Consider the following 15,954-nt stretch of genomic DNA (forward strand, 5'->3'; position numbering starts at 1 on the left):
AGGTCGTCGCCGCGCTGACGGCGGCCGACCGGTACGACGACGTGGTGTCCTTCGCCCAGTGGGAGGCCGGGGTCGCGCCCCGGGCGGCAAGCCGGCCACCGCGACCGGCAAAGCGCTGTCGGTAGTGGCTCTGCGCAAGACGTACGGGGACGTCGTCGCTGTCGACGAGGCGTCCATGGAGATTGCGGCCGGGGAGTTCGTGACTTTCCTCGGTGCCTCCGGGTCGGGCAAGACCACGACCCTGATGATGATCGCCGGCTTCTGTGAACCGGACTCGGGCACCATCACCGTCGGCGGTCGTGACGTCACGCGGCTCGCGCCGCAGAAGCGGAACCTCGGTTTCGTCTTCCAGCAGTATCTGCTGTTCCCCCACATGACGGTCAGTGAGAACGTCGCCTTCCCCCTCACGCTGCGCGGAGTGCCGAAGGACGAGATCCGCAGGCGGGTGGGGGAGACCCTGGAGATCGCGGGCCTGTCCGGCTTCGGCGGCCGCAAGCCGCGCGAGCTGTCCGGCGGTCAGCAGCAGCGGGTCGCCCTGTGCCGGGCCCTGGTCTACCGCCCGCCGGTGATCCTCATGGACGAGCCGCTCGGCGCCCTGGACAAGAAGCTGCGCGACCAGCTCCAGGTCGAGATCAAGACCATCCAGCAGGAACTCGGCCTGACTGTCATCTATGTGACGCATGATCAGGAAGAGGCTCTGGTCATGTCGGACCGCATCGCGGTGATGCGCAACGGCCTGATCGAGCAGTTCGACACCCCCCGGGAACTCTTCGAGCGTCCGAAGACCCCGTTCGTCGCGGACTTCCTCGGCGCGGCCAACTTCCTGCCCGGCCGGGTGGTGCAGAGCACGGACGAGCACACCGTGGTCCGCCTCGACCAGTGCGGCGGCCTGCTGAAGGCGCGACGCCACGCCCTGGCTTCCGGCACCCCGGTCAAGGTGGCTGTCCAGCCGGGCCGGCTGCGAGCCGGCGCGCCGGTCGACGGCTTCTGTACCGGCACGGTGGAGACGGCCACCTACGTGGGCACCCTGGTCCGCGCCGGCGTGCGGGTCGACGGCGGGGACGCGCCGCTGCTGCGGCTGGAGGTACCCGCCGGGCGGGGCCCCGTCGCCGGCGAGCGGGTCGGGATCACCGCCCACCCCGACGACGTCAACCTCTTCCCCGTCGAACAGGGAGGGTGAGCCATGGCCGCCACCCTGACCGTGAAGGCCCCCGCACGGCCGCGCAAGCTGCTGGCCTCCCGCAGGACCAGAGTCGGCATCCTCTACGCGCTGCCCGTCGTCGTCTACTTGCTGGTGCTGTTCGTCTACCCGATCCTCAGCACGCTCTTCCTCAGCCTGAAGAACACCGACGGCTCGCTCACCCTGCACTGGTACGCCGATGCGCTCACGGGCGTCAACCTGTCCGTGCTGTTCACCACCCTGCGGATCTCCGCGGAGACGGCGCTGTTCGCCCTCGTCTTCGGGTTCGTCCTGGCCAACGCGATCTCCCGGCTCAAGCCCCTGTGGGCCGGGCTGGCCATGCTGATCGTGGTCGTGCCGCACTTCATCAGCGCCCTGGTGCGCACCTACGGCTGGATCATCATGCTCGGCGACAAGGGCCTGGTGAACGAGACTCTGGCCCACCTGTGGGTCCCCGGGGCGCCGTACCAGTTGCTCTACAACGAGATCGGCGTGGTCATCGGCACCACCTCCGTGATGCTGCCCTACACCGTGCTGCTGCTGTACGGGGTGATGCGCGGTGTGGACCGGCGGCTGCTGGCCGCGGCGGCCAGCATGGGCGCGGGACGCGTGACGATCTTCCGCCGGGTCTACCTGCCGCTGGTCGCCCCCGGACTGGCCAGTGCCGGACTGCTCAGTTTCATCCTGTCGCTGGGCTACTACATCACCCCCGCCCTGATGGGCGGACCCGACCAGACCATGATCGCCTCCCTGATCAACCAGCAGGTGACGAAGGAGAACCAGTGGAACGGGGCGGCCGCTGAGGGCGTCATCCTGCTGCTGCTCACCTTCGCCGGACTGCTGCTGGTCAAGCTCATCAGCTCCCTCGGCGCCAGCCGTAAGAAGAGGAGCGCGTCATGATGCAGCTGCGCAGTACCCTCGCCGGGCGGATCGCCCTGACCGCCGCGGCCACCGTGATCCTGCTGTTCCTGGCCCTGCCGATCGTCGTCATCGTCGTCACCTCCTTCAGCGACAACGCCTTCGCCGCGTTCCCGCCCGACGCGTGGACGCTGCACTGGTACCAGGCGCTGTTCGCCGACGGCAGCGAGTGGCCGGCCGCGCTGTCCCTGAGCGCACTCGTCGCCTGCCTCAGCACCGTCTTCTCGCTGGTCATCGGAGTCACCGCGGCGACCGCGCTGACCCGCAGCGAACTGCCGCTGCGCTCCGCGGTCTACGCCCTGGTGCTGGGACCGCTGCTCATCCCGAACATCGTCACCGCCCTGGGCCTGTTCCTCCTGTTCGAGCCGGCTTCGATGCTGGGCAGTCCGCTCGCCATCGCCCTCGGGCACACCGTGCTGGCCTCGCCGATCGCGGTGCTGATCCTGGTGGCCACGCTGCGCGGGATCGACGAACGGCTGGAGGACGCCGCGGCAAGCATGGGCGCCGGACGCATGACGATCGCCCGGCGGATCACCTTCCCCCTGGCCGCCCCGGGAATGATCGCGGCGGCGATCTTCTCCTTCATCACCAGCTTCGACGAGTTCTACATCTCCCAGTTCCTGTCCTCGGTCGACACCGTCACCCTGCCGGTGCAGATCTACAACTCCCTGACCTTCGACATCGACCCCAGCGTGACCGCCGTCAGCGCGATCCTCATCGCCTTCGCGATCCTCGCCCTCGCCCTGGTCGCCTTGGTGCGCTGGCTCGGCTCCGGACGGCAGGACTCCCTGCTGTCGGTCGAGAACACGGCAGGGATCGCCGCCCCTGGAGGTGAGGCCGTATGACCACCGCAACCGCTCAGCGGCACCTGCTGCTGAACATGACCGCCAACGGATCGCTCACGAAGCCCGGCAAGGACCTCTTCGTCGTGCGCCAAGGCGAGGGCCCCTACGTCGACGACGCGGCAGGCAACCGCTACATCGATGGCCTGTCCGGGCTGTACTGCTGCCAGATCGGCTACTCCTACGCCGACGAGATCGCCGAAGCGGCCCAGAAGCAGCTGCGCGAACTGTGCTACAGCCCCCTGTGGTCGGAGTCCGCGCACCCCACCGGTCTGGCCCTCGCCGAGCGTCTCGCCGCCCTGGCCCCCGACGGCATCGAGCACGTCTTCTTCAGCGGCGGCGGCGCCGAGGCCGTAGAGACCGCCTGGAAGATCGCCCGCAAGTTCCACACTCTGCGCGGCGAGGCGGGCCGGACCAAGGCGATCGCCCGGCGCGGCGCCTACCACGGACTGACCCTCGGGGCGCTGTCTTTCACGGACGATCCCGGCCTCACGGAGCCGTACGGGCCGCCCGCCGTGGAGACCCACTTCGTCGCGAACACCAACCGCACGGGGTTGGAAGAGCCGCTGGAGGAGGCGGCCTTCACGCAGTACCTGCTCGCTGACGTGGAGGCCACGGTCCTCGCGGCCGGGCCGGAGACCGTCGCGATGCTCATCGCTGAGCCGGTGCAGAACCGGGGCGGTTGCATCACCCCGCCGGAGGGCTACTGGCAGGGGCTGCGGGCGCTGGCCGACCGGTACGGCTTCCTGCTGGTCGCCGACGAGGTCATCACCGCCTTCGGCCGGCTCGGCGAGTGGTTCGGCGGCGAGCTGTACGGGGCCCGCCCGGACATCGTCACCGTCGCCAAGGGCATCACGGCCGGTTACGCCCCGATGGGCGCGACCCTGGTCGCGGACCGCGTCGCCGAGGTGATCAACCGGCCCGGCGAGGTCCTCAACCACGGCTACACCTTCAGCGGCCACCCGCTGAGCGCGGCCATCGCCCTGCGCAGCCTGGAGATCATGCAGCGGGACCGAATCCTGGAGAACGTCCGCCGCCACCAGGACCACCTGGCCCAGCGCATGTGCTCCCTCGGGGAACTGCCGATCGTGGGTGACGTCCGCGGCGCGGGCTACTTCTATGCCGTCGAGCTTGTCGGTGACCTCGACGGCGGCGGCTTCAGCGACACCGCGCGCGCCGCGCTCGTCGCCGACCTGATCCCGCGCCGGCTGCGCGAGGCCGGGCTGCTCGCCCGCGTCTACAACCGCGCCGCTCCGCTGGTCCAGATCGCGCCCCCGCTGATCAGCGACCGCGCACTGCTGGACCGTATCGCCGACATCATCGCGGACACCCTCGACGAGGCGTCCGACCGCCTGTGATCCACCTTTTCGAAAGGAACGACATGTACTCCATCGGTTCCCTGACCGTCGCCCCCGGCGAGCGCGCCCAGGGTCTGATCCCGGTCGGTACCAGCACCTACGGCGTGGAGCTCGGCATCCCGCTGCTCGTCGTCAACGGCACCGAGGACGGCCCCGTCCTGTGCGTGGACGCGGGCGTGCACGGCGACGAGTACGACGGCCAGGAGGCCATCCGCCGCGTCCTCGCAGCGATCGACCCGGCAGGCCTGCGCGGCACCCTGGTCGGCATTCCCTGCATGAACACCCCCGCCTTCGAGGCAGCGGCCCGCACCAGCGGCCTGGACCACCTGAACCTCAACCGGATCTTCCCGGGTGACGCGGACGGCTCGTACTCGCTGCGCCTGGCCGCCACCTTCGTCGAGCAGGTCGTGCCCGCCATCGACGCCCTCGTCGACCTGCACACCGGCGGCACCTTCGGCGAGATCGCCCCGCTGGTCATCCTCCAGGGCGGCTACGAGGAACTGGCGACCGACCTCGCCCTCGCGGCCGGGCACGAGCTGGTCTGGAAGGGCGGCAAGTGGGGCGGCACGGTCCGCCACCCCACCCTCGCCGCCGGAAAGCCCGCCGTCACCATCGAGGCGGGCGGCGGCACCTACCGCGAGCAGAACGTCGCGCTGCACATCCACTCGATCCGCAACATCATGCGGCAGCTGGGGATGATCGACGGCGAGGCGGAGCTGCGTGACAGCTACACGACCGTCTCCGGCACGTTCGCCCGGTCCGCCGCGGGCGGCTTCTTCCTCGGCCACGCCGAGCCGGGGGAGACCTGCAAGGAAGGCGACCTGATCGCCCAGATCGTCGACCACTACGGCAACACGCTGGAGGAGGTCCGCGCCCCGCAGGACGGCATCGTGCTCTGGGTGCGCCGGATCCGCACCGTCCGCCCCGGCGACGAAGTGGTCATCTTTGGCGAGGTGCAGGGAGAGATCCAGCCATGAGCGGCGACACCCAGTTGCTTCTCGTCGACGGCAAGCAGGTTCCTGCCGCTGACGGCCGCACCTTCACCGTCCTGGACCCGTCCGACGGCACGGCCATCGCCCAGGTGGCGCTGGCCGGCGCGGCAGACGTGGACCAGGCGGTGGCCGCGGCCAGGTCGGCGTTCACGTCGCCCGGGTGGGCCCGGATGCGCGCCGCTGACCGGGGGCGCGTGCTGTACCGGATCGCCGAGGCCATTCGCCACCAAGGCGAACGGCTGGCCCGTCTGGAGAGCCAGGACGTCGGCAAGCCGCTGAGCCAGGCGAAGGCCGATGTCGAGGCCGCGGCCCGCTACTTCGAGTTCTACGCGGGCGCCGCGGACAAGCTCGGCGGCACCACCATCCCCCTCGGCCCGGGCCTGGTCGACTACACCGTCCGCGAGCCGATCGGTGTCTCCGGCCAGATCATTCCGTTCAACTACCCGCTGCAGAACACCGCGCGGGGCTCCGCCCCGGCCTTGGCGGCGGGCTGCACAGTGGTGCTCAAGCCGTCGCCCGAAGCGCCGCTGACCCCGCTGGAGATCGGCAGGATCGCCCTGGAGTGCGGCCTCCCGCCGGGTGTGCTGAACGTGGTCCCGGGTGACGGCGAGACAGGCGCGGCCCTCGCCGGTCACTCCGGCATCGATCAGGTCACCTTCACCGGCTCGGTGCCGACCGGCATCAAGGTCGCCCAGGCGGCCGCCGCCCATGTGGTGCCCTCCGTCACGGAGTTGGGCGGCAAGTCGCCGGTCGTCGTCTTCGCGGACGCCGACTTCGACCTGGCGCTGAACGCGGTCCTGGGCGTGTCGTTCAGCAACGCCGGCCAGATGTGCTCGGCCGGGACCCGGCTGCTGCTCCAGCGAGGAGCCGAGGAGTTCCTGAACCGGCTGGTCGAGAAGATCGCCGCCCTGCGCGTCGGCCCCGGCCTGACGGACCCGGACGTCGGCCCGCTCGTCGCCGCCCGCCAGCGTGACCGGGTCCTGGGCTACCTGGATCTGGCCCGGCAGGAGGGTGCGACGGTCCGCGTCGGGGGCGGCGCGCCGTCCGCCCCGGAGCTGGGCGACGGTTACTACGTCGAGCCGACCGTCCTCACCGGCCTGACGAACGAAGCCCGTTGCGCCCGCGAGGAGATCTTCGGCCCTGTCGTCACCGTCATCGACTTCGATGATGCGGACGAGGCGCTTCAGATCGCCAACGACAGCCCGTACGGCCTCGCCTCCTACGTCTGGACCCGCGACATCGACAAGGCCATGCGCCTGGCCGGGGGCATCCGGGCCGGCCAGGTCTACGTGAACGCCACCGGCGTCGGCACCGGCGTCGAGCTCCCCTTCGGCGGCTACAAGCACAGCGGCTGGGGACGCGAGAAGGGCCTGGAAGCCCTGGACAGTTACACGCAGACCAAGAACGTCTGCATCGGATTCGGAGACCGGTCATGAGATACCGCACCTTGGGCGAACGCGGCCCGGTCGTCTCCGTCGTCGGCGTCGGCGGCAACAACTTCGGCTCCCGCCTCGACGAGGAGGGCACGAAGGCCGTCGTCCACGCCGCCCTCGACGCCGGGATCACTCTCTTCGACGCGGCCGACATGTACGGCGGGTTCGGTGAGCGGGGCGGATCTCGCGGCGACGGTGAACGCCTTCTCGGCGCCGCCCTCAAGGGCCGCCGCGACGACGTCGTCCTCGCCACCAAGTTCGGCATGGAGATGGGCCCTGAGGCCGACCGGTACGGTCCGCGCGGCGCCCGCCCCTACATCCGCCACGCCGTCGAGGCGTCGCTGCGCCGTCTGGGCACCGACCGGATCGAGCTGTACCAGTACCACGAGCCGGACGGCGTCACCCCGCTGGAGGAGACTGTCGCGGCCCTGCGCGAACTGGTTGACGAGGGCAAGATCGGCTACATCGGCTGCTCCAACCTCCCGGCCGAAGACCTGTCCGACTCCTTCGTGTCCACCCAGGCCCGCTATCACCTGCTCGACCGCAGCGTGGAGGCCGACGTGACCCCGGCCTGCCTGCGCCACGGCGTCGGCCTGCTGCCGTACTACCCGCTGGCCAACGGCCTGCTCAGCGGCAAGTACCGGCGCGGCCAGGAGCCCCCGCCCGGCAGCCGGCTGTCCTGGCGGCAGGGCTGGCTCACCGACGCGGCCCTCGACAAGGTCGAGGCGCTCACCGCCTACGGCGCAGAACGCGGCCTGACCCTCCTCCAGGTCGCCGTCGGCGCACTGGCCGCCCTGCCCGCCGTCGGCTCCGTCATCTGCGGCGCCATGACCCCGGCGCAGGTGACCGCCAACGCGGCGGCAGCCGACTGGATCCCCGCCCCGTCCGACCTGGCCGCCCTGGACGCGATCGTCACCCCAGGCGAACGCGTCGTCTGACTTGCCGACGTCCCCGATGAGTCGAGCCGATCAACCGCAGTGAGAAATTCCCAGTCATCTCCGACCGGCGTGGTCCGGACGGCTTGGACATCGACGAGTTTCGCGACGGCGCGGCGTCATGCGCTGCGGCTTCCAGGCCCGTCCGTGCGGGCGCCAGGCCGACGTCCTTGCGGCAGCGTCGACTTCCCGAGCATCCACGACCGAACCTGTCCCGAGAGAAGGTCAGCACGCATGATCGCCGCAGCCTCCCGCAGTGAGCACGACCTGCTCGGCGACCGCGAGGTTCCCGCCGAAGCGTACTGGGGCGTCCACACGCTGCGCGCCACGGAGAACTTCCCCATCACCGGTACGCCGATCTCCGCCTACCCGCACCTGATCGACGCCCTGGCCGCCGTGAAGGAGGCCGCCGCCCTCGCGAACGAGGAACTGGGCCTGCTGGAGCCGGAGAAGGCCGCAGCCATCGTCGCCGCCTGCCGGGAGATCCGCGAGGGCAAGCTGCACGACCAGTTCGTCGTCGACGTCATCCAGGGCGGGGCCGGCACCTCGACCAACATGAACGCCAACGAGGTGATCGCCAACCGTGCGCTGGAACTGCTGGGTCATGAGAAGGGGCAGTACCGATACCTGCACCCCAACGAGGACGTGAACCTCGGTCAGTCCACGAACGACGTCTATCCGACGGCCGTCAAGGTCGCGACCGTGTTCGCGGTGTGCGGCCTGCTCAAGGCGATGTCCGTCCTTCAGGACACGTTCGCGGCCAAGGCGGTCGAGTTCCGCGATGTGCTGAAGATGGGCCGTACACAGTTGCAGGACGCGGTGCCGATGACGCTGGGACAGGAGTTCTCGGCATACGCGGTGATGCTGGAGGAGGACCGCAGCCGTCTCGCCGAGGCAGTAGAGCTCATCCACGAGATCAATCTCGGCGCCACCGCGATCGGGACAGGGCTGAACGCCCCAGTCGGGTACGCCGAGTCGGCCCGCCGTCACCTCGCCGAGATCACCGGCCTGCCGCTTGTGACAGCAGCCAACCTGGTGGAGGCAACTCAGGACTGCGGGGCGTTCGTCCAGATGTCCGGCGTCCTCAAACGCATCGCCGTCAAGCTCTCCAAGAGCTGCAACGACCTGCGCCTGCTGTCCTCCGGTCCGCGCGCGGGGCTCGGCGAGATCAGCCTGCCGCCGGTACAGGCGGGTTCGTCGATCATGCCGGGCAAGGTCAACCCGGTGATCCCGGAGGTCGTCAACCAGGTGGCCTTCGAGGTGATCGGCAACGACGTCGCCATCACCATGGCCGCGGAGGCCGGGCAGCTCCAGCTCAACGCCTTCGAGCCGGTCATCCTGCACTCGCTGTCGGAGAGCATCACGCACCTGAGGAACGCGTGCGTGACGCTGGCCGAGCGGTGCGTGTCCGGCATCACCGCCAACACCGAATCACTGCGCCGGACGGTGGAGAACTCCATCGGTCTGGTCACCGCCCTGAACCCGCACATCGGGTACACGGTGGCGACCGACATCGCCAAGGAGGCGCTCGCCAGCGGCCGGGGGGTGGCGGAACTCGTCCTGGAGAAGGGCCTGTTGCCCGCCGAGACGCTCGCCGGCCTGCTGCGGCCGGAGGCCGTCGCGGGCGACCGTCGGTGGCTGGACCGGACCGGAGCTGTGCACTTTTAGACCCCGACCCCATTGTGTAAATGAAAATCATTATCATACAATCGGTGCACTTATCCGTCTCCTGTGCGTGACAAGAACGAGGATCATGAGAACTCCCCGCCACCGGCTTCTCGCCGGCCTGCTGCTCACCCCAATGCTCTCCGGCTGTTTCGCCTCCGCCGAGAGTGGAGGGGCATCGTCCTCCGACTCGTCGGGCTCCTCGGGAGGCGGGCGGCTGCGGGTGGCGCTCGCCTTCCCTCCCACGGAGAACTTCTCCCCGTATGGGCAGGACGCCTACCAACTGTCCCGGCTCGGTGTCTCTGAAAGCCTGACCCAGCTGGATGCCAACGGCACCGCAGCCCCGGCGCTCGCCCAGTCCTGGAACACCGAGAACGGCGGCCGTAGTTGGCTGTTCACGCTGCGGGACGCGAAGTTCCAGGACGGCGGCAAGGTCACCCCGGACGCCGTCGCGTCCGCCCTCTCCCATGTCGCGCAGGTCAAGCCGGAGCCGGTTGCACTGTCCGGGGTGAAGCTGACCGCCGAGGCCGTGGGCGACAACCAGGTCCGCGTCACCACCGAAGCCCCCGACCCCGTGCTGCCCCTGCGGCTGTCCAATCCGAGCCTGGCGGTGTTCTCGCCGAAGGCGTACGCGAAGAAGGACGCCGTAAACCCGGTCGGCACCGCCACGGGGCCGTTCGAGCTGAAGAAGATCATCGGAACCACGGCGGCCACCCTGGACCGCTTCGACGGCTACTGGGGCGGGCGCCCCCAGTCGCCCGGCATCGACGCGAAGTTCATCGCCGACGGCACCGCCCGCGCCAACGCACTGCGCACCGGTCAGACGGACATCGCCGAGAACCTGCCCGTCGCCCAGATCGCCTCCCTGGACAAGGAGACCGTCCATGAGAAGGCAACCGCGCGCAACACCCTCCTACACCTGAACATGGAGTCGGGCCCCTTCGCCGATCCGGGGCTGCGGGCCGCCGCCCGGGAGGCCATCGACACCTCCGTGCTCGCCAAGAACGTGTACGAGGGCTACGCGGAGCCCGGCCAGGGCATCTACGGCCCGGCGTTGAACTGGGCCGCGGCCAAGCGCGTCGAGCCGAAGGGACGGGCGAAGTCCGCGGACCCGGACGGCGCGTCCATCACGATCGCCACCCAGAACAACCGGCCCGAGCTGCCCGAGGTCGCCCAGGTGCTGCAACAGCAGCTCCAGAAGGCCGGCTTCAAGGTGAAGCTGGAGGTCCGTGACTTCACGCGGCTTGAGAGCGACGCGCTGGCAGGGAAGTTCGACGCCGTCGTCTCCTCCCGCAACGTCATGCTGGACACCGGGGACCCCGTGTCCGTCCTCGCCAGCGACTACACCTGCGAGGGCAGCAAAAACCTGTCCCAGCTGTGCGACAAGAAGGTCGACCAGGTCGTCGCCAAGGCCGCATCCGTCACCGACGCCGGCCGGCGCCAGGACGCGGTCATGGCAGCCGAAGCCGCCGTCCTCGCCACGGACGCGGTGGTCCCGCTGGTGCACCTGAAGACCGCCATGGGCATCGGCACGTCGGTCGAGGGCACGCTGATGGACCCGTACGAGCGTGCCATCGTCGGCACGGGAACCCGGCGCTGACGAAGATGTCCGACCCTGTGAAAGGCGGTGCTGCCGTCATGTCCGCCGCCCTGCGCGCGTTCGCGCGGGGCGGCGGGCTCACGCTGGTGTGGCGGGGCGTGCTCACCGCCGCCCTGGTGTGCGGCATCGGGCTGCTGCCGTGGCTGTCGCGTACGGACCCGGCGCTGACCGTTCTCAAAGCGCGGTCCGCGGAAGGCGATCCCACTCCGGAGGCGTTGCGGGCCGTGCGGAACGAACTCGGTTTGGACGACGGCCCGTTGCCGCTGCTCGGGCGGTGGCTCGGTGGCATGCTGCACGGCGACGCGGGCCGGTCGTGGGTCTCCGGTACGGAGGTGATGCCTTCCGTCCTCCAGGCCCTCGGGGTTTCGCTGCTGCTGATGGCGGCGGCGCTGACGGTTGCCGTGGGCACGGCCGCGACGGTGTGTGCTCGCACGCTGTGGCTCGGTTCCCGGCGCCGCCCGGGTGGCCGCGGGGCCAGAGGCAGCGGTGCGGCTGTGCTGGCCGCGCTGCCCGAGTTCCTCCTCGCCTCCGTGCTGGTCACCGTCATCGGTGTACAACTCGGCTGGCTCCCGGCGCTCGGCTGGTACGGACCGAAGTGGATGGTGCTGCCCGCCCTCTCCCTCGGGCTCCCCGCCGGCGCCGTCCTGGGCCGGATGCTCGACGACCTGCTGCCCGGCGCGTTCGCCGAACCGTGGGCACTGGCCGCCGCGTCACGAGGCATACCGCCCAGGTCCGTCGCCCGGCAGGCCATGCGGCGCTGCGTGCCCGGACTGCTGCCCAACCTCGGCCTGTTCGTGGTCGGCCTGACCGGTGGCGCCGTCGCCGTCGAGCAGCTTTTCGACATCCCCGGCCTTGGCCGGCTCACCCTGAGTGCCGCCCTGGCTCAGGACCTTCCCGTCCTGCAGACCGGCACGCTCGTGCTCGTCGTCCTCGCGGCGGCGGCCGGAGGGCTCGCCCGGCTCGTGGCCCGGCTGCTGCTCGGGCCAGCACTGTGCGACGGCGCGCTGCAGTCCCTGCACGTGCCCACCGCGCCCGTGCCCAGCGCGCTGCCCCTGGCGTACGGGGCGCTGCTGCTCGTCGTCATCTGCCTCGGCCTGCTGCGCGACCCGCTCACCGTGAACCCCGTCGCCCGACTCCAACCACCCTCCCTTGCACAGCCGTTCGGCGCCGATGCGCTGGGCCGTGACATCCTCGCCCGGGTCGGCCACGGCGCGCTCAGCACCCTGGCCGTGGCCCTCGCCGTGAGCGCGGCAGCACTGGTCGTGGGTGTGCTGCTGGGGTTGCTGCCCCGGCTGTCCGGGCCGCTGGTCGACACGGTCAACGCCGTACCGTCCGTCCTGGCCGGTCTTCTGATCACCGGCGTCGCGGGCAGCGGCCCGTGGACACCCGCGCTGGCGGTGGCCGCCGTCGCCTGGTCTCCGCTGGCCACCCACACCTCCGCCCTGCTGAAACAGGAACGCGCCACCACCCATCTGACCGCCACCCGCGCGCTGGGGGCGGGGGAGTGGTATCTACTGCGCCGTGAGCTGCTGCCGGCCGTGTTGCGCCCCGTGACCCGCCATGCCCTGCTGCGGCTGCCCGCAGTCGCCCTGGCTCTGGCCGCTCTAGGCTTCCTCGGGCTGGGTGCCCAGCCTCCGTCGCCCGAATGGGGCCTGCAGATCGCCGAGAACCACCCCTATGCCGAGCGTGCCCCCTGGGCGGTGCTGGCGCCCGCCGCCGTACTCGCCCTGCTCGGAGCGCTGGCGGTGACCGCGGCGGGAGGCGTGCGCCGGCCCCGGCCACGGCCCCGAACCGGAACCGACGGCTCACTCCCTGCGGCCCGTGGCGGGCATCCTTCCGAGCAGGAGCCTCCTATGCAGAATCCGCAGTGTGATGGCCCCTCGGTGTCCCGCAGCCCGGTATTCGCCGCGCCGGGGGATTCCTCGTAACCGGATCCGTCTCCGGCACCCTGGCGCGGTCCCGGACACCCTGGACGCGGTGGCGGGGACGTGGGTGGGTGGCTCGCGGTCGCGGGTGCAGTAGAGCTTGTTGGTGAGCAGGGCCGCCCATCGGTCCTTGCCAGGCGAGACTCAGACGCCCGTGCCGGTGAAGCCGTAGCGGACCCAGATGTCGTCGGTTTCGGGCGCGATGCCGGTTGCTTGACCGCACTGGGGCCAGCAGGTAGCGCAGGAACGTGGCGAGATCGTCGAGGATGGAGAAGGCGCCCGCGATGCCGCACACCCCGCCGAGTAAGCGGGCCGAGAAGTCGTGCGCGGTCCCCCGGAGACGTGTCCCTGTTCCGTCGTCGAGTTCGGTGGGTTAACAGCGCACGGCTGTGTCGGTGGGCAATGGCCCGAAGCTGGTCTCTGTCATGCAGAGGGGCTGCCACACAGTGTTGGCTGCGAGTGCGTCGAGGCTCTGGCCGGAGCGGTATTCAGCCAGGTAGCCGAGGATGAGGGCGGCGCGGTGGGTGTACTCGACCGCCTCGCCGGGCGGCCGATGCAGGGCCTCGTGGAGGACGCCGTCGCGGACGTCCTGGGGATCGGTGTCGTACAGGTTCTTCAGGTTGGCCCGGAGCGGGACACCGGCGGTGTGAGTGAGCAGATGACGAGCGGTCACCTGCGCCAGAGGGTGCTCGCTCACCTCGGACCAGAAATCGCCGAGCAACGTGTCGAGTTGCACTTGCCGTCCTCGACGAGGCAGCCGATGGTCGACCATATGGCCAGGATCTTGGTGAGGCCGGCGACGTCGAAGACGGTGTCGTGCCGTATGGGCTCGCGGGGTCGCTCGGGTTCCAGGACGCCCACGGTCCCGCTGACAGTGGTCCCGAGGCTGTCGCCAATGGCCCGGACGGCGCCGGGGTACACCTCGTCGCGGACGCCATCGTGGAGGAGTTGGCCTTTCTCAGCGGTGAGACGTCCTGCGTAGAGCAGCCGGAGGTGTCCGGTCGGCCGGCGGGGCGGCGAGCAGGTCGTCGGTGCCCCCAGGGAATCCTCGCGATCTTCCTGCGATCGGCGGTGGGGACGAGCTGGAGCAACTGGTCAGCCATGGCGCCGGTCGGGACGACGATGGCGTCGGCGAGGCGCGCGGCTTCCTGCAGGACTCGGAGCTGATCGCAGTGGGTCTCGGCGAACAGCACGTCGGTGCCGTGCCCCTTGCGGCGAGCGCCCACCCGCCCCGCAGTTGGGCCCGGATGGTCAGCGCGTCGACCCAGGCGGCGTTGATCAGCTCCAGGGACACCTTGCTCGTGGGGGGGTGACGTCGAGCATCGCTGTGCCGCCGGAGCGTCGGCCGAGGCGCAATACCTCGAAACGTGGTGTTAGGTTGGTCGTGTTCGACATACCTCGGTTCGAGGCTTCTGTTGGTCGGCGGACAGTCAGGACGCGTGACAGAGCCCCTTGAGCCTGTTGGCGGCGGAGCGCGACCGGGGTCAGCACAACCGGGAGGTCATGGCATGGCGGTCAGCAGAAGGCAGACGTTCAAACTGGCGGCGTCGGCCGCGGCGCTGGGTTCAGGGGTCGCCTGTACGAATCAGACCGGGGCCGGGCCGCAGGGTGATGTCGGTGATGTCATCGAGACCGAGATCGGCCCCTTGAATTTCGATCTTGGAATGCCCACGCAGGACACGGTGCGAAAGCTCTACGACTCGATGGATTTCCAACGGGCGGTGCAGTGCTATCTGTGGGCCATCCCCATCGTCGGCATGGAAAGCGCACGGCAGACACTCATCGACAACGCCGGCGCCCGCAGCGGCGACCTCGTGTTGGTCACCGGATACCGCGATGTCAGCGTGATGATGGGCTCGAACGTCACGACCCCTTACGTCTTCGCCCACTTCGACCTCACCGACCGGCCCCTTGTGTTCGAGTACCCGAAGGGCGCCACGGCCGGCTCGCTGATCGACTGGTGGGACCGTCCGCTCACCGATGTCGGGGCGCCCGCACCCGACAAGGGAGAGGGTGCCGTCTTCGTCCTCGTGGGACCGAGGCAGAAGGTGCCGGACGATCTTCCCGCCGGCGCTCAGGTGCTGCGGTCCCGTACCCAACGGGCACTGCTGTTCACCCGTGGCCTGGACCCCGACCCGGAGAAGGTCCGTGCGGTCTTCGAGACGGCGAAGATCTACCCCGTCGGCCAGACCCCGGACGGGGGGCGCACCCGCCTGCTCCGGTTCAAGTCCGAGGGCCAGCTCACCAGCATGGAGCACCCGCACGGCTTCGCCTACTGGCAGCGGCTCGCGAACGCGCTGAAGGGAGAATCCGTCGAGGACCGGGACCGGTTCTTCGCAGTGATGCTGCAGCCGCTCGGCCTCGAGTTCGGAAAATCCTTCGAGCCTGACGCCCGGCAGCGGAAGATCCTGGAGAAGGCCGCCGTCGTCGGTGAGGCGACGGCCAAAGCCGGCGCGTTCCGCAAGCGCGTCCCGGACATGCGCTACCGCGACGACTCGCACTGGGAGTACCTCATCCCGCAGTCGTACTCGAACGAGCAGGACGTGCCCGGGGGCACGATGTTCGAGGAGCGGACGGCGTTCTTCTACGAGATCACGGGGACGTCGGCGGCCGTACTGAGCAAGAAGCCCGGCTCCGGGTCCGCCTATCTCGCCGCGTACTACGACAAGACGGGGGCGGCATTCGACGGAGGGAAGACTTATCGCCTTCACGTTCCGTCCGGCGTGCCGGCCAAGCTGTTCTGGTCGGTCACCCTGTACGAGACCGACACGCGCGGCCTGATCCAGAACAAGCAGCAGATCGTGGACCGGACGTCGCGTCAGGATCTGAAGAAGAACGCCGACGGCTCCATCGACATCGTGATGGGCCCGAAGGCTCCCAAGGGTCTGGAGCAGAACTGGATTCCGACCCGGCCCGGGAAGTCCTGGTTCACCTACTTCCGGCTCTTCGGCCCGCTGGAGCCGTACTTCGAGCGCTCCTGGTCCCTGCCCGACATCGAGCCGCAGAAGTCCTGATCCTCAAGGGCTGCGGTCGGCCGGGCGACCTGCCCGCCGCGGACGCCGGCCCCTCACCCGAAGCGAGCGCCTCCGACGGCAGCGCCACCGGC

The 15,954-nt window shown here is 69.9% G+C and carries 11 protein-coding genes and 2 pseudogenes; 11 read left to right on the forward strand and 2 right to left on the reverse strand.

Annotation, left to right across the window (positions count from 1 at the left end):
• Positions 1-124 precede the first annotated feature (124 nt).
• The 10 genes from ABZ948_RS38870 (at position 125) to ABZ948_RS38915 (ending at position 12,851) form a co-directional block, all read left to right on the forward strand.
• A complete protein-coding gene (locus tag ABZ948_RS38870; RefSeq protein WP_359767849.1) occupies positions 125-1,180 on the forward strand; it encodes an ABC transporter ATP-binding protein in 1,056 nt (351 codons plus the stop codon).
• Between the two features lie 3 nt (positions 1,181-1,183).
• Positions 1,184-2,080: an ABC transporter permease gene (locus tag ABZ948_RS38875; RefSeq protein ID WP_359767850.1), complete on the forward strand. Its 897-nt coding sequence runs from the start codon at positions 1,184-1,186 to the stop codon at positions 2,078-2,080.
• A complete protein-coding gene (locus ABZ948_RS38880) occupies positions 2,080-2,943 on the forward strand; it encodes an ABC transporter permease (RefSeq protein ID WP_359767851.1) in 864 nt (287 codons plus the stop codon). Before ABZ948_RS38875 ends, ABZ948_RS38880 begins: the two co-directional genes overlap by 1 nt.
• Entirely contained in the window at positions 2,940-4,298 is a 1,359-nt protein-coding gene (locus ABZ948_RS38885; RefSeq protein WP_359767852.1) for an aminotransferase class III-fold pyridoxal phosphate-dependent enzyme, read from the forward strand. The genes ABZ948_RS38880 and ABZ948_RS38885 overlap by 4 nt, the downstream gene beginning before the upstream one ends.
• A 23-nt stretch (positions 4,299-4,321) precedes the next feature.
• Positions 4,322-5,275, forward strand: coding sequence for a succinylglutamate desuccinylase/aspartoacylase family protein (locus ABZ948_RS38890; protein WP_359767853.1), 954 nt, complete (start codon positions 4,322-4,324; stop codon positions 5,273-5,275).
• The gene (locus ABZ948_RS38895; RefSeq protein ID WP_359767854.1) at positions 5,272-6,726 is read left to right on the forward strand and encodes an aldehyde dehydrogenase family protein; all 1,455 of its coding nucleotides are present in this window, start codon (positions 5,272-5,274) and stop codon (positions 6,724-6,726) included. Before ABZ948_RS38890 ends, ABZ948_RS38895 begins: the two co-directional genes overlap by 4 nt.
• Positions 6,723-7,661, forward strand: coding sequence for an aldo/keto reductase (locus ABZ948_RS38900; RefSeq protein WP_359767855.1), 939 nt, complete (start codon positions 6,723-6,725; stop codon positions 7,659-7,661). Before ABZ948_RS38895 ends, ABZ948_RS38900 begins: the two co-directional genes overlap by 4 nt.
• A gap of 231 nt (positions 7,662-7,892) precedes the next feature.
• Entirely contained in the window at positions 7,893-9,326 is a 1,434-nt protein-coding gene (gene aspA, locus ABZ948_RS38905) for an aspartate ammonia-lyase (protein ID WP_359767856.1), read from the forward strand.
• 85 nt (positions 9,327-9,411) lie between these two features.
• Positions 9,412-10,923 (forward strand): ABC transporter substrate-binding protein, encoded by a 1,512-nt coding sequence (locus tag ABZ948_RS38910; protein WP_359767857.1) that lies wholly within the window; start codon positions 9,412-9,414, stop codon positions 10,921-10,923.
• Positions 10,924-10,961: 38 nt separating this feature from the next.
• Complete coding sequence (locus ABZ948_RS38915) at positions 10,962-12,851, forward strand: ABC transporter permease subunit (RefSeq protein ID WP_359767858.1); 1,890 nt, start codon at positions 10,962-10,964, stop codon at positions 12,849-12,851.
• Positions 12,852-12,908: 57 nt separating this feature from the next.
• Here the strand turns inward: ABZ948_RS38915 and ABZ948_RS38920 are convergent.
• A pseudogene (locus ABZ948_RS38920) lies at positions 12,909-13,769 on the reverse strand (serine hydrolase domain-containing protein); the annotation flags it as partial.
• 30 nt (positions 13,770-13,799) lie between these two features.
• Positions 13,800-14,053 (reverse strand): annotated as a pseudogene (locus ABZ948_RS38925) (glycosyltransferase); the annotation flags it as partial.
• A 459-nt stretch (positions 14,054-14,512) separates the two neighbouring features.
• On the opposite strand from ABZ948_RS38925, the gene ABZ948_RS38930 reads away from it, so the two are divergent.
• Positions 14,513-15,862: a DUF1254 domain-containing protein gene (locus tag ABZ948_RS38930; RefSeq protein ID WP_359767859.1), complete on the forward strand. Its 1,350-nt coding sequence runs from the start codon at positions 14,513-14,515 to the stop codon at positions 15,860-15,862.
• Positions 15,863-15,954 lie beyond the last annotated feature (92 nt).

Source organism: Streptomyces olindensis, assembly GCF_040645895.1.
GTDB classification, from domain to species: domain Bacteria; phylum Actinomycetota; class Actinomycetes; order Streptomycetales; family Streptomycetaceae; genus Streptomyces; species Streptomyces olindensis.